Origin of the sequence: Marinobacter sp. G11 (assembly GCF_021282325.1) — a bacterium.
Lineage (GTDB): Bacteria > Pseudomonadota > Gammaproteobacteria > Pseudomonadales > Oleiphilaceae > Marinobacter > Marinobacter vinifirmus.
Genome location: NZ_JAJSPB010000002.1, coordinates 202,344 through 220,827 on the forward strand (window position 1 = coordinate 202,344; position 18,484 = coordinate 220,827).

Sequence of the window (18,484 nt, forward strand, 5' to 3'; positions counted from 1 at the left end):
GCGCGAACGATCTGTGCCGCCAGGTTTCCCGCAGCGGCACAGACCGGAATACCGGAAAATCAGGCGCTGTGAATGGCGCTGGCTTTCAGGAACTCCTGCCTCAGGTCGTCAAAGTTGTGCACCGCCGGGAACTGCGGGAACTCGTCGATCACGTTCTGGGGCGCGTGGAACAGAATACCGGCTTCGGCCTGGCCCAGCATGGTGGTGTCGTTGTAGGAATCACCGGCGGCAATCACCCGGTAGTTCAGCAACTGGAAGGCCCGCACAGACTGGCGCTTGGGGTCGCGCTGGCGCAGCAGATAGTTGGTGATCTGGCCGTTGTCAGCCACTTCCAGCTTGTGGCACAGCAGCGCCGGGTAGCCCAGCTTCTTCATCAGCGGCATGGCGAATTCGTAGAAGGTGTCCGACAGGATCACCACCTGGAAACGCTCGCGCAACCAGTCCAGAAACTCCCGGGCACCGGGCAGCGGGTCCAGGGTACCGATCACCTCCTGGATTTCCGGCAGGCCGTAACCATGCTCGTCCAGAATGCGCAGGCGCTGCTTCATCAGTACGTCGTAGTCAGGAATATCCCGGGTGGTTGCCTTGAGTTCTTCAATACCGGTTTTTTCTGCAAAGGCGATCCAGATTTCCGGGATGAGTACGCCCTCAAGGTCAAGACATGCGAGTTCCACAACGGTCTCCTGAGTAAATGATAAGGTGGCAGGCACAACAGGCGCCCGACTTGCTGCCGCGTATGATATGAAAAACGAGGCGGGAATGCATCGGGAATCCGGCCCTTTAACCTGCTGGCGAGCTATAAATATATAGTTTCTCATTCCTTCAGGTTATGAGGGGTTTGATGTTAGCCTTGCGGAATCACAGTAACGATTGCTGGAACAACATGACTGATATCGATTCTCTGCGCACCGAACTGGACGGCCAGAGCCCCCGGGCTATCCTGAAAGCCGCCATCGCCCACTACGACAACATCGCCATTTCCTTCAGTGGTGCGGAAGACGTGGTGCTGATCGAGATGGCCCACAAGCTGACGGATAACCTGCAGGTGTTCACCCTGGACACCGGCCGGCTGCACCCGGAAACCTACGAGTTTATCGAGAAAGTGCGCCAGCATTACGGCATCGAGATTGAAGTGCTGTTTCCGGATTCCGACGAAGTTCAGGCCCTGGTGGGCAAGAAAGGCTTGTTCAGCTTCTACGAAGACGGCCATTCGGAATGCTGCGGCATCCGCAAGGTGAACCCACTGCGCAAGAAACTGGCCACGGTGGATGCCTGGATTACCGGCCAGCGCCGGGACCAGAGCCCGGGCACCCGGAATGAGGTGCCGGTGGTGCAAACAGACAGCGCTTTCTCCACCGATGATAAACCACTGGTTAAGTTCAACCCGCTGGCGAACTGGACCTCTAAAGAAGTCTGGGACTACATCCGCATGGCAGAAGCCCCCTACAACAGCTTGCACGAAAAGGGTTTTGTCAGCATCGGCTGCCAGCCCTGCACCCGCCCGGTACTGCCAGGCCAGCACGAGCGCGAAGGCCGCTGGTGGTGGGAAGAAGCCACCCACAAGGAATGCGGCTTGCATGCCGGCAACCTGATTGGCAAATCCGGCTAACCTCCCTCCAGAATCAAAAAAAGCCCGCCTGTCATCGCTGACGGCGGGCTTTCTTTGTTCAGGGACCTCAGTAAACCGGCAGCTCAATGTCCTTGAACAGTTCCTGAATCTCGGTACGGCTGCCCTGATGGGCGACCACACGATCCACCATTTCCTTGGTCAGGTGGGGGGCAAACCGCTGCATGAAGTCATACATGTAGCCCCGCAGGAAAGTTCCCTTGCGGAACCCAAGGCGGGTTACGGAAGACCGGAACAGTTTGCTGGCATCCAGTGCCACCAGGTCGCTGTCGGTTTTCGGGTCGAACGCCATGCTGGCGATAATGCCCACACCCAGTCCCAGGCGTACGTAGGTTTTGATAACGTCGGCATCCGCCGCCGTGAACACCACTTTCGGGGTCAGACCCTTGGACTGGAAAGCTTCGTCCAGCTTGGAGCGGCCGGTAAAGCCGAATACGTAGGTCACCAACTGGTATTCCGCCAGTTCTTCCAGCGTCAGCTCCTGCCCCCTGGCCAGCGGATGGTCTTTCGGCACCACCACGCAGCGGTTCCAGCGATAGCAGGGCATCATCAGCAGGTCGTTGAACAGGTCCATGCCCTCGGTGGCGATGGCAAAGTCCACGGCACCGTTGGCTGCCATCTCGGAGATCTGCATGGGCGTACCCTGGTGCATATGCAGCGACACATCCGGATACTCTTCAATAAAGCCGCTGATCACCGGAGGCAAGGCATAGCGTGCCTGGGTGTGGGTAGTGGCAATACTGAGGTCGCCCTTGCGCTGGTTGCTGAACTCCTGGGCAATTTTCTTGATGCCTTCTACCCGGCGCAGGATTTCTCCGGCCTCGCGGATGATAATCTCGCCGCCCGGAGTGATGCGGGTCAGATGCTTGCCGCTGCGGGCAAATACTTCCAGCCCCAGCTCGTCTTCCAGCAGGCGGATCTGCTTGGAAATCCCCGGCTGTGAGGTAAACAGGCTCTGGGCGGTGGCGGACACATTCAAATCGTGGTGCGCAACTTCCCAGATATACCGCAGTTGTTGTAATTTCATTGAATCTGTCGCTCCCTGGATGAGTCTACCGCCTGATAATACGCATAAGAACGGTTATTTTCATTCTTTTTTGATATACAAAAGGTAACTGTATTCAGTGTAGACCAATTCCGTGCTTTCGCAGCCCGGCCAAAGCCTTGCGTCATCGCAGCCCTTGACTTGCCGGCAGCAAAGCACACAATCCAAGACCTACATTTCGGTTAACCGGACAACCATGCTGCTGACCACCAAGTTTCTGAGGCCAACACCCGACCCGAGAGCCGTGCGCCGGCAACGGCTCGACTCGCTGCTGGAGCCGGAAACCGGCAAGCGGCTGAATATGGTGGTTGCGCCGGCAGGCTTCGGTAAAACCACCCTGGTAAGCCAGTGGTGTGCCCTGAACAGCCACCGCACCGCCTGGTTATCGCTGGACGAACACGACAACCAGCCACGCCAGTTCTGGCAGTACGTGGTGGGTGCCTTTGAACACGCCGGTCTGATGGGGCTGGAAGATATCCGCAAACAGCTCGCCCGCAGTGACGGCGAGGACCAGACCGCCGCCATCACCGGTTTGATCAACACCCTGAGCCAGGACGACACGGCCTGGTTCCTGGTGCTGGACGACTATCACGAGATTACCAGCGACACCATTCACCGCCAGCTGGGCTGGTTTATCGACTACCTGCCCCCGGGCATGCTGGTGACCCTTGCTTCACGCACCGAACCACCCCTGCCCCTCGCCCGCTGGCGGGTACGGCGACAGGTGCAGGATATTCATCCGGGACTGCTGGCGTTCTCTGAAGACGAATGCCGGGCATTCTTCCGGGACACCATGGCCATGGAGTTATCGGAGCAGGAAATCCGCTCGGTGTGCCAGCGTACCGAAGGCTGGGTGGCCGCCATGCAGTTGTCGGCGCTGTCGGCCAAGTCCGGCCAGCTCAACCTGGACCAGACTTCCGCGCCTCCAAGCCTGAACCCCGATGGCCGGCTGATCAGCGATTACGTGCTCACCGAGGTGCTGCGGCAGTTGCCCCGGGAACTGATGGACTTCCTGCTGGATACCGCCTGCTGCCCTCGCCTGTCTGGCGCCCTGTGCGATGCCATCCGGGAACGCAGCGACAGCCAGGATGCGTTGACCAGGCTACTGGCCCAGAACCTGTTCCTGATTCCGCTGGACACCCGTAACGAGTGGTTCCGCTACCATGACCTGTTCCGGGAAGCCCTGTTGCAACGCATTCAAAGCAAAGACCCCGCCCGGGCAGAGCTGATGCAATCCCGCACCATCGACTGGCTGCTCAGCCATGGCCAGGTGCAGGAAGCCATCGGCCAGATTGTCCGGCGCAAAGACACCGAGCGGCTGGCGCGGGTGCTCTCGGAGCACGGCAACAACCTGATCCACGGCGGTTTCCATTTGCCGGTACTGGAATGGCTGGAGAAAATCCCTGCGGATGTCATCAACGACAGCCCCCAGCTGCAGATGCTCAAGGTCTGGGGCCTGTTCTTCGCCAACCGGGTAGAAGGGTTGGAGCCCTTGCTGACCCGGGTGGAAGACCTGCTGGACCGCCGGGTGGCAGACTCGCACCCGGATGCCGAAGGCGCCCTGGCCATTCACAGTGAAGTATCGCTGGTGCGTTCGTACCTGGCCCGCAGCCGAAACGACGAGAAGAACGCCTCGGACCTGACCCGGCAGGTGCTCAAGGACATCGACAAGATCAGCATTCCCCTGAAATCCGTCACCTACTACGGCCTGGGCATGGATTATTTCGGTAAGGGCGAGCTGAACGAGGCCGAAGAAGCCCTGGAAAGCGCCGTGTATTACGGCCAGGTGGAACGCAAACCCAGTACCGTGCTGTCTTCCGGCGGGTTGCTGGCGTGGATCCAGTACAACCGGGGCGACACCGACCTTGCCCTGGAAACCACCAGCCGGGTGCGGCAATGGGTAGACGAACACTACGCCGACCCCAGCCAGCCGCGGCTGATCTCCTGCTGGCAGAACAGCGCCCTGATTGAGATCTACCGGGAACAGAACCAGCCCCAGACCGCAGCCGGCTACCTGTCGCCATTGCTCGAACATGTCGAAAAAGGCACCGAGCCCGGCCAGCATGTGGTTATACAGTTTGTTCGGGGCCACCTGGCGTTCAGTGAAGGCAGGCTGGATGCCGCCATCGATGCCCTGAAAGATGCCGTTGCCGTTGGCCGAAAACGCAGGGATCACATCCTGTTTGATCCGCCCGCTGCTGCTGCCCTGCTGGCGCGCTGTTACCTGGCCACAGGCCAGGCTGACAAGGCCATGGACTGCCTGCAGCCGGCCCTTGAAGAACCAGCCACCAACCCCCTGAACCGGGAGCAGAACCAGATCGCCCTGGCCCGGGTATTGATTGCCCGGAATGACAGCCAGAAGGCCCAGGAGATACTGTCTGCGCTGATTCCCGCTGCCGAGCGCAACGCCCATACCCGGCACCTGGTAGAGATTCTGCTGGTGTACGCCGAGGCCCTGTTCGGCCAGGGATATGAGGAAGAAGCCAACCGGATGCTGGAAAGGGCCATGGACAGGGCTGAACATGCCGGCTTCCTGCGTCTGTTTGCTGAAGAAAGCCCGGCACTGCGGGAGAAGATGCTGGAGCTGCCGCGGCTGAGAACACCGGGGCGCTGGAACCGGGAATTGCTGACCATGCTGAAGGATCAACTGCTGGAGCCACCCATGGCTGCCAGTTCAGAACCGGCGGAGCCGGAAGCGGCCGCTGCAACCCCGGCGCCACGAACCGCAGCCAGCGAACTGGCCGAACCTTTAAGCCAACGGGAACAGGAAGTGCTGGAGCTGATCAACCAGGGCCTGGCCAACAAGGATATCGCCGGCAAGATGTCGGTGGCACCGGCGACGGTGAAAGCCCACATCCGTAACCTCTACGGCAAGCTGGGCGTGGGCCGGCGCACCGAAGCACTGGCCCGGGCCCGGGATCTTGGGCTGCTGGGGGATCAGGCCAGAACGTGACGTAGTTCACACTTTGCCTGAATTAAGCCCCCTCACTACGCCCTTTGGACGATCCGTTTACGCCCCCTTACGCCCTATCATTTAACCATGGTGAGGTTAGCGCCTTACCGCGAATTCTGAAATTCAGGCCTTCAGATTTCTTGTTCCGCGTTATTTCGACGCCCGGGTTCGTCAGAACCCCTTGATAAGAGCCACCCGATTGGGATGGCTCTTTTTTTATGGGCAAAGGGAAAGGCTCAGTATTCGATTACACGGCGGAACGGCGGCAGGGCATCCAGCAACAGCTGACCATAACGACGGGCGACGATACGCCGGTCCAGGATGGTCACCCGGCCGGTATCCTGTTCGGTACGCAACAAACGGCCCACAGCCTGAACCAGCTTCACCGAGGCATCCGGCACGGTAATTTCCATAAACGGGTTACCTCCACGCTGGGTAACCCACTCCGCCAGGCTGGCATCGATGGGATCATCCGGCACGGAGAACGGCAGGCGCGTAATCACTACGTGGTGCAGGTACTTGCCCGGCAAATCGATACCTTCGGCAAAGCTGGCAACGCCAAACAGCACGCTGGGCTTACCTTCATCAATGCGGGCGCAATGCTGCTTGAGCACCTCATTCTTGGCCATGTCGTCCTGGGTACGGATCAGTTCCGGGTATTCCGGAGCCAAGGCATCCCTCACCTGCTGCATCTGTCGGCGGGAGGTAAACAACACCAGGGTGGCTTTTTCACCGGCCCAGAGTTCCGGCAGGCGCTTGATCAGGGCATCGCCAAAACCGTCATCGGTGGGCATGGCATTCATGGCCGGCACTTCTACGGTGGCCATTTCGCCATAACGGAACGAGCTGGGCACCACCAGGTAACGGCTGGCTTCCGGCAGGCCGGCCCGGGACCGCAGGCGATCGAACTTGCCCAGCGCCGTCAGGGTGGCACTGGTAAGCACCGCGCCATAGGCCCGGGACCAAAGCCGTGAATACAACAGGTTGTCGGCCAGCACCGGCGAGCTGTACAGGGTAATGTCTTCCGCGTGATCCCAGCGCTGGCGAACCGCCCACCGGGCCGCGGGCGGGCCTTTGCGGATAACCGGGGCCGCGTCTGTACTTTCAGTTTGAGTGGTGGCATCGGAACCGGTCGCCCCTTCACACCAGGCCGCCCACAGGCGCAACTGCTCTTCTGCCCGGCTGTGGAAGGCACCGATCACCGGATACCAGGAATCGGCGGTGTCCCGGTCCAGTTCCGGATCTTTGCGTTCGTCGAAGGCATTCTGCAGTTCTTCAACCAGGGTGCCCAACTGCCGGCACAGGCCGGCGGTCACAATGCGCGTTTCGGCCGCTAGTTCCGCCAGGGTATCCGGCAGCTCGCCATCCGGGTATCGCCATTGGGCGCTGCGGCGCTCGTCGTTGAATTCCCAGGCGGTATTAAGCTCCACCTCGTCGTACACCTTGGCAAGGGCAAGGTCGAGATCCCGACCAGACAGGCTGATCTTGTCCACGGCCTTGGCTGCCTGCGAACCACCGGGCAACCAGGGCTGCATTTTCACCAGGGCCTGGGACAGCTGCTTCAGCCACTGGCGGGTGGAGTTCAGGGGAACCGAGGCGGCAAAGTGGTTCAGGGCCTTGTCTGGCAGGTGGTGGGCCTCGTCGAAGATAAACAGGGCATTTTCGGGCTCCGGCAGGATCGCACCGCCGCCCAGGGCCAGGTCTGCCAATACGAGGTCATGGTTGGCCACCACCACGTCGGCATCGTCCAGGTCTTTGCGGGCATCGAAAAAGGCACAGCTATCGAAATAGGCGCAGTGGCGATTGGTGCACTGGCGGTGGTCGGTGGTCACCTGGCGCCAGATTTCATCGGGGATCTGTTCCGGCCAATGGTCCCGGTCGCCATCCCATTCCCGGGAGCCGTAGCTGGCCAGCATTTTTTCAAAGGTAATCCGGCTGGCCGCTTCATCGTCGGCCGGCTGGTCCAGCAGGAACAGCGGCATGGTGTCGCTGTCGCCATGGCCTTCGTCGTGCAGCCGGGATTCCAGCCGGGACATACACAGGTAACGGCCACGGCCCTTGGCCAGGGTCCAGCTGAAATCCAGCTTGCTGTGCTTGCGCAGGTCCGGCAGGTCTTTCAGGACGATCTGATCCTGCAGGGCAACGGTGGCGGTGGAAATCACCAGGGTTTTGCCCAGCGCCTTGGCCACAGGGATGGCCGCAATCAGGTACGCCAGGGTTTTACCGGTACCGGTACCGGCCTCCACCACGCAGGTGGCCGGCGGCGAGGTGCGCTGACCATCGTTGTCGGTGATATCGCCCATGTATCGGGCAATCTCGGCAATCATCAGGCGCTGGCCATAACGGGCACGGATGTCCTTGCCGGCCAGCAAGTCACGGTAGGCCTGCTGGATTTGCTGCTTTACGTCTTCTGTCAGGGCCATTATCTCGGGCTCACCCAGTCCCTCACAGTACCAACACGGAAGTACTGGCCGTTCTTGCTGAGCACCACGCCGTCTTCGGTAATGCGTTCAATGGTGAGCTGTTCGAACCGGTCGCCGGTGCGCAGGTAACGATTATTGATCATCACGCGGCTGGCGGACGGGTCCGAGGAATAGATATGGCTGTTGAAGGTCAAGTCGGGCACGCTCTTCTGAAAGGACAGGGGCAATTCTACCAGATGCGGCACCCTGCCCTCTGGCGGGGGCTGGGTCAAGCCCGGATTGGATTTTGACTGGCTGGGCACGATCACCACCGGTTCTGCCCAGAGCTCTTCGGTGCCGGAATGAGCTTCCGGGACATCCGGAATCGGTACCGCCGGCGCTGGCTCCGGTTGTACTGTTGCAACCGGCTCCGGTTCGGGCTTCGCTTTCGGGGCGTCTGCAACAGACTGTTCTGTCGGTACCGGTTGTGCCGGGGCAGGTTCGGCCTGCATGGCGGCGGCAACCGGGCCGTTTTCCGGCCAGAACACATAGGCCATCACCCCGGCATTTACCAGCAAGGCCAGCACCACAATCCACACCACCGCGGGTACCCGCTTTTTCTTCGGCCGGTACACCATCTGTACCTGGTGGCCGAGATCCGGAGCCTTGCCTTGCCGGCGCTCTGCTTCGGACTTTCTTAGGGCATCAAGAATATACGACATAACCTACCGGGTGCCTCCCGCCGGGGCTGTTACCAGGCGCGGCACCCGCACTTTCAGGTCGTTGTTCATCTGAATGATGGTCATGGCACCGGGAATACCGTCTACCGTCAAACCTTTCTGCTCCTGGTACCAGCGCACCTGCTGCTCCATGGCCAGGCGCTTGACCCGGGTACTTTCAGGCCCGGAACCGGCCAGCCGGTCTGCGATTTCCATCATGCGGGCACCAATCCAAAGCTCCTGGCCGGACTCATCGCCGTAGAAGCCGTCACCGGTCATGAATTCCGGCACCCGCCAGAGTACCTGGAAATCACCAAACCAATAGCGCTCCAGTTCCCGGAACGGAACCGTTTCGGTGCCCCCCGGAACCGCCAGTGTGGCGGTGTCGCCATCCAGTGAACGCAGCACCGCATAGCGGGCCTCGCCATTTTCCGGCTTGAGCACCAACAGTGCCGGGCGATCAATAAATTCCAGGCTGCGGCGGCTGCCCTGGCGCTCCAGGCAACGCAGGCCTGAATTCTGGGCGTGGTCACAGGCGTTGGGGAAAGCGGTAGGGTTGTAGTCGTTGCCCCAGATACCAAACAGTTCAACAAAGGCCTCGGCGCGAGGCATGGCGTGGCTGTCGAGAACAAACGAAGCCGGCTGGGTGGCAGCGGGTTCGGCCGGCTCGGGGCTTTGTTCGGCAGGGACAGGATCTGTAGTCTCGTCCCGCTCGATGGTGCCACCGGTCTGAACTTCCGGGTCGCTATCGGCCAGGGCCTTGTTCACCGAATCCGGGCTGTCCAGCAGCCACAGGGTGGCAATAATGGCCAGCAGAATACTCGCCGCCACCAGGGCCAGCTGGCTTTTTGCCGGCCCGCCTGAGCCGGTCCGCAGGCTGCGATTACGGATACCACCGGTCACTTCTTTCGCAGCCCGCTTGATATGGGCGCGGGTTATCTGGTGCTCGCCCTCGGCATAGGCGCCCAGCAGCGCACGGTCGCTGATCAGGTTGATCAACCGGGGTACACCCTCGCTGGCGCGATACAGGTTTTTGACCGCACCGGCGGAAAAGAGGTCACCGCGCAGGCCTGCCACGCTCAGCCGGTACTGCAGGTAGGCGGGCAGTTCCACCTGGTCAATGGCATCCAGGTGGTAACGGGCGGTTACTCGCTGGTTCAGCTGGCGCAACTCCGGCAGGGCCAGGATGTCCTGCAGTTCCGGCTGGCCCAGCAGCACAATCTGCAACAGCTTTTTCTCGGCGGTTTCCAGGTTGGTCAGCAGGCGCAGCTGCTCCAGCACTTCTGCGGAGAGGTTCTGGGCCTCATCGATAATCAGCACCTTGTGCCGGCCGGCGGCGTGGGCCTTGAGCAGATCCTGGTTGATGGCATCCACCAGGATCTTGATGGTCGCGTTGGCGGCGTGGGCAATGCCCAGCTCGTCGCAGATAGCCGACAGCAGCTCCCGGGCCGAGAGCCGGGGGTTGAGAATCAGCGCAATGTCGACGTGTTCCGGTGCGTTCTCGATAAAACAGCGGCAGACCGTGGTTTTACCGGTTCCTACCTCACCGGTAATCACGATAAAACCGCCCTGCCCCTGAACGCCATACATCAGGTGCGCCAGGGCTTCCTTGTGGCGGTCACTCAGGTACAGGTAGCGGGGGTCCGGCGCTATGGAGAAAGGCGGTTCCCGAAAGCCAAAAAAATCGTAGTACATGTTTCCTCAGGACCTGGCCGGCGCAGTACCGCTGACCAGTTTCAATTCTACCGCCCGCCGGTTCTGCTGCTTAAGACGGCGCACACAACGTTCGAGGGTCTTGGAAATCCGGGCATGGGTCCGGATCATCGAAATCTTCGGCCAGGTGGCCCGTTCACCAGCCAGGATCATCTCGCGAACATACTCCGGGCTCGGGTTCGACAACATGCCGCGATAGTGCCGCAAGGAATACTCCGGAGCAATGGTTACGTCGCCGGAGTAACGCTGGGCCATGATGGTATACAGCTGCCCGGAGGCCTGCCTGAGCAATTCCGGGCGAACCCGCTTGCGCAGGTAGTCGAACACGCCACGGCCATGGAACTGCACTTCGGACTTCAGGAAATGCATTGGCAACCGCGCCAGCGAGAGTTTTTCATCGGTCTGTTCCCCCAGGAACGGCACCACATGGGGGTTGGTCTGGCTGACGATGCTGAAATTGGCATCGTACAAATGCATCAGGCGCTCGATGGGCAGGTCACTGACCACGGAACCGTCCACAAACTGGATTCTGGGCATGTACGGCAGAGCATTACCGTAAAGGTCTTTCTTCATCAGGGTAACCGGCGGGAACACCCCGGGCACCGCAGCACTGGCCAGGGCGGCGCTCCACACCATCAGGTACGGCGAGGTATAACCGCACAACAACCGGGCTTTCTGATTGGACTGCACTGGCGACACGCTGATGTTAATGCTGCGGCCAGTGCGCTGATAGGCTTCTTCGAAGGTGTATTCGCCAATATTCGCCCGCAGGCATTGCTGCAGGGTTTGCTGGTCCATCAGGCCTTCGCCGCGCATGGCGCTGATCAGCCCGCGCCATTTCCAGGCCTTGAGGTTATGGTTCTCTGGCACCAGCATTTCCGGTATCTCGGCATCGGTGTGTACCCCAAGAATACCCGCGATAATGGCGCCGATACTGGAACCGGCGATCACCTGGGGCAGCAGCCCCTTTTCCCACAGTGCCTTGATGACTCCAAAATGGAACATGCCCAGCGATGCGCCACCGCTGAGCAACAGCGTGGGCCGGCCAAAGCTGGTCAGGGTATCGCGGAAGAACTGCAGCTTGTCGTATACCGGAAAGCCCGGCACCGGGTGATCGCACAGGTAATCCAGGGCTTCACACACCTGGCTGATGTATTCTTCGATCAGGTGCTTGGTGCCCACCCGGGAGCGGGTGTAAAGGGCCGGGTTCCCCATATTGCCCAGATCGTGGTGCAGGCCTTCGCGCAGCGCCCGCTTGAGGCGCTCGAAGTCGTTCTGCTGGCGATACTGTTTGAGGTTGCTCAGGCGATCGTAGATCAGCTCGTAGTGGTAAAGGTCAGAAACAAAATCTTCCTTCCACTCGGCATTACCTTCCAGAAAATCCAGCTCCAGCCCGGCTTCCATCCACTGTTCATAGGTCGTGGCGCCGGCCAGGGCTTTGCGAAAACGGGAAATTCTGGGGTCCTTGATCACCTGTTGCCTCCCGGCTTTACTGCTCAGAAATCCTCGAGCATGAAATCGTCGTCGTCCGCGAAGGGATCTTCCGTGATCTTACCATCGTTAATCAGGAATTCACGACGCTGCAGGAAGGCATTGCGAACAAACGTGTACTGGTCCCCGGAAATAAAGCTTTCTGCCGGAATCAGGTCTGCCCGCTTATCAACAATCTGCAGGGTGCGCAGGTAATACCATTCCGGGCTGTCGACCGCATCCCAGGCTGACGGCAGCATAAAACTGTCCGAGGCCAGGCCGCTAAAATGCCGTGGCGTGGACGGGCCCAGCAGCGGAAGCATCAGGTAAGGGCCGGAACCTACGCCCCAGTGGCCGAGGGTCTGGCCGAAATCTTCCGGTCGCTCGGGCAGTTCCCAAGCCGTGGCTACATCAAAAATACCGCCCAGTCCGAACACGGTATTGAAGGTAAACCGGCCAAAGGCCACCACGGCCGATTCCCCTTTCAGCTGAAACAGGCTGTTGGTGAAGTTGCGGATTTCGGTGAGGTTGTTGAAGAAATTGGTCACGCCACGGTCTACGACGTCCGGGGTCACGGTCCGGTAACCACTGGCTACCGGGCGCAGGAACCAGCGGTCGATGGCATCGTTGAAGGCGTAGACCTTGCGGTTCCAGTTCTCGTAGGGGTCGTCGGTATTGGCAGGCATCGCCTCGCCTTCCATGGGCGGCTCTTGCAGATTCTGGGCCTGCACGGTTGTTGCACCAAGGGCCAGTGCCATAAACAGCAGCACGCCGGGCGCCCAACGCCGGATATCAAACTCTCTCATTTTGCACTCTCGGGTTGTTTAACCTGTTTCAGTTCGTCGACAATACCGGCGTTTTATTATTCTTGTGTCACTGTTCCGGAGGAAACTCAGATGTCTGTACCGGGTAATCCCGTCAGCTCAATGTCCATGGCCCTGCGCTGGGGCGATATGGATGCATACGGCCACGCCAATAATACAGTTTACTTCCGTTTTTACGAGGAAGCCCGCATTGTCTGGCTGGCGGAACTGGGTCTGGGTAAAGCAGAAGACCCGACCGGACCGGTCATTATAAAGACCAGCGCCACCTTTCTGAAGGAACTGACGCACCCTGCCAGCGTGGTTGTTGAAACCTATGCAGACAAAGCGGGAACGACCAGCCTCGACACCTACCATCTGCTGAAAGATGCCGACACCGGCGATGTATACGCGGAAGGCTATGCAAAGATCGTGTGGGTAGACCGGACAACCCGCAAATCCACCCCGCTGCCAGACACCCTGAAAGCCCTGGCAGCGCGGTAAACCGCATTAGCGGTGGCGAACCACCACGCTGCCGATGGAATAGCCGGCACCGAAGGAGCAGATCACTCCCAGGTCGCCGGCTTTCAGGTCATCCTTGTGCTTGTGGAAGGCAATGATGGAACCGGCGGAGCTGGTGTTGGCGTATTCGTCCAGAATCACCGGTGCTTCCTGCTCGGTGGCATCCCGGCCCAGAACCTTGCGGGCAATCAGCTGGTTCATGTTCAGGTTGGCCTGGTGCAGCCACATGCGGTCCAGGTTGTCCGGTTCCAGATTCAGGGAAGCCAGGTGATCCTGGATGGTGGAAGCCACCAGCGGTGACACTTCCTTGAATACTTTCCGGCCCTGCTGGATAAACAGCTTGTCCGCTTTGCCCACGCCACTGTCATCCGCCCGGTTCAGGAAACCGAAGTTGTTACGGATGTTGTTGGAGAACTGGGTCTTCAGACGAGTGCCCAGAATCTCGAAGCCCTGCCCCGGCTGGGTGTTTTCTTCCCGCTCCACCAGAATGGCGGTGCAGGCGTCACCAAAGATAAAGTGACTGTCGCGGTCACGGAAGTTCAGGTGGCCGGAGCAGATTTCCGGGCTGACCACCAGCACGGCGCGGGCAGCGCCGTTTTCCACCGAGTTCACCGCTGCCTGCAAGCCGAAGGTGGCAGAACTGCAGGCCACGTTCATGTCGTAGGCGAAGCCGTTAATACCCAGGGCTTCCTGCACCTCAATAGCCACGGCGGGATAGGCGCGCTGCATGTTGGAGCATGCCACAATCACCGCGTCTACATCGGCGGCGGTTTTACCTGCCTGCTCAAGGGCTTCTTTACAGGCTGCAACTGCCATGTCGCACTGCACCGATGGCTCGTCGTTGCTGCGCTCGGGAATGTACGGTTTCATCCGCTTCGGGTCCAGGATCCCTTCCCGGTCGATCACGTGCCGGCGCTTGATGCCAGACGCCTTTTCGATAAAAGCAGATGACGAGGGTTGCAGGGCTGTCAGCTCGCCGCGGGCTATCTCTTCCGCATGCTCATTGTTGTACAGCTCTACATACTGGTTGAAGGCTTCGACCAGTTCGTCGTTCTCGATGATGGCGGGCGGCGTAAACAGGCCGGTTCCGCTGATGACGGCTTTAATCACAATAACCCCACGTCATGGTTATAAAACAGTTTTTGACAATTAACTGTCAGAAATACTAACACAGTCCGCCGGATTTGCCCGCTGGACTATCATCCTCGGGCACCAGGCTGGTGCAATTTATATCCGGGTGTTTTCCCACTGTTTATCCAGCCGCTTGACCGACACCGTCATGGCGGTGCCCAGTTGCTGGGCGAAGAAGGAGATCCGGTACTCCTCCAGCATCCACCGGTACAGTTCCAGTTCCGGGTCACGAACGCCCTGGCGTTTCTGCTGTTCCTGCCTGGTGGCATAACGGGCCCAGAGCGGCTCGATGGTGTGCAGAAACTCCCGCTCCCGACCCATTTCCCGGGGCATTTTCTCCAGCCGTATCAAAGCCGCTTCGAAATACACCCCGAATCGATCCAGCCACGTTGCCGGCGTGGCCACCAGGAAACCGGGATACACCAGGTGCTGCAACTGGAATTTCAGGTCTGCCATGCTGTTGGCGAGGGCCAGGTTGATCTTGCCTTTGAGTTGCTTTGCCACCTTCTGGTAGCCGCTCATGGCCTGGAACAGTCGCTCATCCGCCGCTTCCAGGGCAGGAATGAAATCGCCCCGGTGCTGCTCGTAAACCCGGCTGAAGGCGCCTTCATCCCTGGGCAGGTCGCCGGCCAGGAAGTGCTGCATCACCGCAGACAACAGCAGGTCATCCAGCAGTGCCTTCGCCTGCCCGACCGGGGCAAACATCAATGCCGACTGCTTGAACCGGGGCAGCTTGCGCTCCAGGTCTGACAGGGTGTTTCCGAAACGGTTGATGATCAGGCGGGCGATACCACGGCGGGTGGTATCCCCGGCGGTCAGCCGGTCCAGGCAGCGGATTTCCCGAACCTGTTTGCCCAGGTCTTCCAGGGCCGGGTACACGGTTACTTGCATGCCGCCCTTTTCGGTCTGGACCTGCTCCGGCAGGCTGCCGAACTGCCAGTCCAGGTATTCCTTTACCTTATGGTCGCCAGTGTTTTCGCTGGTAACTGAGGCGAGGGCTTCGGTTGCCCTGCCCTCCAGCTTCGCCTGCAACTCGTCGGTGTCCCGGCTTTCGGCAATGGTTTTATCCTTGTTGCCGGTTACCCGAAGGTTCATCCGCAGGTGTCTGGGTAATTCGTCTTCCGGCCAGGCCTGGGGGTCAATCTGCACACCGGTCATCCGGCGCAGTTGCTCGCCCAGCTTCAGGGCCAGCGGCTCGTTACTCGGCTGCATGTTGGCGAGCGCGGCATCGACAAAATCCGGCACCGGCACAAAGTTCCGGCGCAGGGATTTGGGCAAGCCTTTGACCAGCGCAATGCATTTCTCTCGCAAAAGCCCCGGCACCAGCCACTCCAGCCGGCGGGAAGGAATCTGCTTCAGGGCCATCAGGGGCACTTTCAGGGTCACCCCGTCACGCTCGCTGGTGGGTTCGAATTCATAGCTCAGGGGGTATTTCACCCCTTCCCACTCCAGGTAGTCGGGATACTGCTCCGCCGCGCCCTGGTCCAGCGGGCGTTGCAGCACATCGGCTTCGGTCAGTTCCAGCTTTTTCAGTTCTTCTGCCGACAGGCCTTTCCACCAGCTTTCAAAATGCCGGCCACTGACGATTTCCGAAGGCAGGCGCTCGTCGTAGAAGGCCACCAGCACTTCGTCGTCTACCAGCAGGTCCCGGCGGCGGGTTTTCTTTTCCAGGTTCTCGACGGTGTCGAGCATTTCCCGGTTGCGGGCAATAAAGGGGGCTTTGGACTGATAATCGCCCTCCACCAGCGCCCGCCGGATAAACAGGTTACGGCATTCTTCAGGGTCGACCTTGGCGTAGGGAATGCGGCGTTTGGGCACCACATCCAGGCCGTAGAGGGTGACCTTTTCATACCCCATGACCTGGGCTCGCTTCTGTTCCCAGTGGGGCTCGAAATAGTGGTGCTTCACAATATGACCCGCCAGCGGTTCTACCCACTCCGGCTGTATGCCCGCCACCATGCGGGCGAACACCTTGCTGGTTTCGACAATTTCTGCCGCCACGATCCACTTGGGGCCGGACTTGGCCACTTTCGAACCGGGGAAGATCATCACCTTACGGTTTCGGGTGGCCAGGTATTCCCGCTTTTCGACTTTCACTGCAATCTGGCCCAGCAAGCCGGCCAGAATAGCCTTGTGGATCCGGTCGTAGTTGGCCGGGTCCCGGTTCATGCTGAGCTTTTGCTCGCGACAAATCAGGGTCAGCTGGCGATGGATATCGCGCCACTCCCGCATGCGCATCCAGCTCAGGAAAGTTTTCTGGCACAGCTTTTTCAGCTGGTTCTGGGACAACTCCTGGCGCTGCTCCTCGAACCAGTTCCAGATATTCAACAAGGTCGCAAAGTCGGATTCCTTGTCGTTGAACGGGGCGTGCGCCTGGTCTGCCGCCTGTTGCTTGTCCTGGGGCCGCTCTCTCGGGTCCTGGATACTCAGGCCGGCGATCACAATCAGCACTTCGGCAAGGCTGCCGTGGTCGGCAGCGGTGACCAGCATCCGCGCCAGCCGCGGGTCCAGCGGCAAGCGAGCCATGGTGCGGCCGAGTTTGGTAACCCGCCGCTTGTCGTCAACCGCGCTCAGCTCTTCCAGCAGTTTGTAGCCATCGTTCACCTGGCGGCGATCCGGTGCTTCCAGGAACGGGAAATGGCGAATCTCGCCCAGCCCGGAGGTGGCCATCTGCAGAATAACGGACGCCAGGTTGGTACGCAGAATCTCCGGATCGGTGAACTCCGGGCGATTCAGGAAATCGGTTTCATCGTACAGGCGAAAACAGATACCCGGTGCCACCCGGCCACAACGCCCTGCCCGCTGGTTGGCACTGGCCTGGGAGATGGGCTCGATAGGCAGGCGCTGGATCTTTGAACGAACGCTGTAACGGCTGATGCGGGCAACGCCGGTGTCGATCACATAGCGGATGCCAGGCACCGTCAGGGAGGTTTCCGCCACGTTGGTAGAAAGCACAATGCGCCGGCCCTTGTGGGCCTGGAAAACGCGGTTCTGCTCCTGGTTACTGAGCCGGGAATACAGCGGCAGCACTTCGGTGTGGCGCAGCTCGGCATGGCGCAGCACCTTGCTCAGGGCCCGGATTTCCCGCTCGCCCGGCAGGAACACCAGCACATCCCCCGGAGGCTGTTTTTCCGTGCGCTCGTGCTGTTCGATTTCTTCGAGGGCCGAGAGCACCCCATCGGTCCAGCCCTGATCCCGGTCGTCTTCATCGCCCGCCAGCGGGCGGTAGCGAACATCCACCGGATAGGTACGGCCGCTGACTTCGATCACCGGAGCCTTGTCAAAGAACTCGCTGAAGCGCTCTACCTCAATGGTGGCGGAGGTGATGATGATTTTCAGGTCCGGCCGCTTGGGCAGCAACTGGCGCAGGTAGCCCAGCAGGAAGTCGATATTCAGGCTGCGCTCGTGGGCTTCATCGATAATCAGGGTGTCGTACTTGTCCAGAAAGCGGTCGTGCTGGATTTCCGCCAGCAGGATACCGTCTGTCATCACCTTGATCCGGGACGACTCGGAGGTGTTATCGGTGAAACGCACCTGATAACCCACCTGCTGCCCGACCTGCTCGCCCAGCTCCTCCGCAATCCGGGCAGACACACTGCGTGCCGCAATCCGCCGGGGCTGGGTATGGCCCACCAGCCCGCGGATGCCCCGGCCCAGGTTCAGGCAGATTTTGGGAATCTGGGTGGTTTTACCGGAGCCGGTTTCACCGGCAATGATGACCACCTGGTTTTGCTCGATGGCCCGGCTGATATCCTCTACCCGGGCACTGACCGGCAGGCTGTCCGGAAAACTGGCTGGCTTGTGCAGGGCTTGTCGCTTCTGCACCTTGTCCAGCCCCTGATCCAGCCAGCGTGCCATTTTCTCCAGATCCTTCTGCCCGGGCTTGCCCTTGCTCCGGCTGACCTGACGAATAATGCGCGCCGCCTCCTGCTGGTTACAGGCGTCCAGCTGGCTCATAAAAGCCTTCACGGCTGCTTGCGGGTCAGCGGTGATGGTATCGGGTGCGTTACTACGGGTCGGTTCTGTCATTGCTCGGTTTACGGGCTCTTGCTGGGGGCTGGATCTGTTCAGGCGCCACAGTCTAACGGGAAATCGCCCCTGC

The 18,484-nt window shown here is 60.1% G+C and carries 12 protein-coding genes; 3 read left to right on the top strand and 9 right to left on the bottom strand.

Annotated elements, in window-relative coordinates:
• Positions 1 to 59 precede the first annotated feature (59 nt).
• Complete coding sequence (thrH, locus tag LWH94_RS02305) at positions 60 to 674, bottom strand: bifunctional phosphoserine phosphatase/homoserine phosphotransferase ThrH (RefSeq protein ID WP_094624072.1); 615 nt, start codon at positions 672 to 674, stop codon at positions 60 to 62.
• Positions 675 to 883: 209 nt separating this feature from the next.
• Between thrH and LWH94_RS02310 the strand changes: the two genes are divergently transcribed.
• Positions 884 to 1,609, top strand: a complete 726-nt coding sequence (locus LWH94_RS02310; RefSeq protein WP_232901103.1) for a phosphoadenylyl-sulfate reductase — start codon at positions 884 to 886, stop codon at positions 1,607 to 1,609.
• Between the two features lie 67 nt (positions 1,610 to 1,676).
• Here LWH94_RS02310 and cysB read toward each other — a convergent pair whose 3' ends face one another.
• Positions 1,677 to 2,654, bottom strand: a complete 978-nt coding sequence (gene cysB / locus LWH94_RS02315) for an HTH-type transcriptional regulator CysB (protein ID WP_232901104.1) — start codon at positions 2,652 to 2,654, stop codon at positions 1,677 to 1,679.
• 214 nt (positions 2,655 to 2,868) lie between these two features.
• On the opposite strand from cysB, the gene LWH94_RS02320 reads away from it, so the two are divergent.
• A complete protein-coding gene (locus tag LWH94_RS02320; protein WP_232901105.1) occupies positions 2,869 to 5,625 on the top strand; it encodes a LuxR C-terminal-related transcriptional regulator in 2,757 nt (918 codons plus the stop codon).
• Positions 5,626 to 5,861: 236 nt separating this feature from the next.
• Here LWH94_RS02320 and dinG read toward each other — a convergent pair whose 3' ends face one another.
• Genes dinG through LWH94_RS02345 form a run of 5 tightly spaced genes read right to left on the bottom strand, consistent with a single transcriptional unit; the run spans position 5,862 to position 12,735 of the window.
• Entirely contained in the window at positions 5,862 to 8,048 is a 2,187-nt protein-coding gene (dinG, locus tag LWH94_RS02325) for an ATP-dependent DNA helicase DinG (RefSeq protein ID WP_232901106.1), read from the bottom strand.
• Positions 8,048 to 8,749 carry a general secretion pathway protein GspB gene (locus tag LWH94_RS02330; RefSeq protein ID WP_232901107.1) on the bottom strand — a complete coding sequence of 234 codons (702 nt, stop codon included), beginning with the start codon at positions 8,747 to 8,749 and terminating at the stop codon, positions 8,048 to 8,050. Before LWH94_RS02330 ends, dinG begins: the two co-directional genes overlap by 1 nt.
• Positions 8,750 to 8,752: 3 nt before the next feature.
• Entirely contained in the window at positions 8,753 to 10,441 is a 1,689-nt protein-coding gene (locus tag LWH94_RS02335) for an ExeA family protein (RefSeq protein WP_232901108.1), read from the bottom strand.
• A gap of 6 nt (positions 10,442 to 10,447) precedes the next feature.
• Positions 10,448 to 11,932, bottom strand: coding sequence for a DUF3336 domain-containing protein (locus LWH94_RS02340; protein WP_232901109.1), 1,485 nt, complete (start codon positions 11,930 to 11,932; stop codon positions 10,448 to 10,450).
• A 23-nt stretch (positions 11,933 to 11,955) separates the two neighbouring features.
• Complete coding sequence (locus LWH94_RS02345; protein WP_232901110.1) at positions 11,956 to 12,735, bottom strand: MlaA family lipoprotein; 780 nt, start codon at positions 12,733 to 12,735, stop codon at positions 11,956 to 11,958.
• Between the two features lie 90 nt (positions 12,736 to 12,825).
• Between LWH94_RS02345 and LWH94_RS02350 the strand changes: the two genes are divergently transcribed.
• Positions 12,826 to 13,233 (top strand): acyl-CoA thioesterase, encoded by a 408-nt coding sequence (locus LWH94_RS02350; protein WP_232901111.1) that lies wholly within the window; start codon positions 12,826 to 12,828, stop codon positions 13,231 to 13,233.
• A gap of 6 nt (positions 13,234 to 13,239) precedes the next feature.
• Here the strand turns inward: LWH94_RS02350 and LWH94_RS02355 are convergent, their stop codons facing one another.
• Together LWH94_RS02355 and hrpA are read right to left on the bottom strand one after the other, a co-directional pair.
• Positions 13,240 to 14,361 carry a beta-ketoacyl-ACP synthase III gene (locus LWH94_RS02355; RefSeq protein WP_058340816.1) on the bottom strand — a complete coding sequence of 374 codons (1,122 nt, stop codon included), beginning with the start codon at positions 14,359 to 14,361 and terminating at the stop codon, positions 13,240 to 13,242.
• 117 nt (positions 14,362 to 14,478) lie between these two features.
• Complete coding sequence (gene hrpA / locus LWH94_RS02360; RefSeq protein WP_232901112.1) at positions 14,479 to 18,411, bottom strand: ATP-dependent RNA helicase HrpA; 3,933 nt, start codon at positions 18,409 to 18,411, stop codon at positions 14,479 to 14,481.
• Between the last annotated feature and the right edge of the window lie 73 nt (positions 18,412 to 18,484).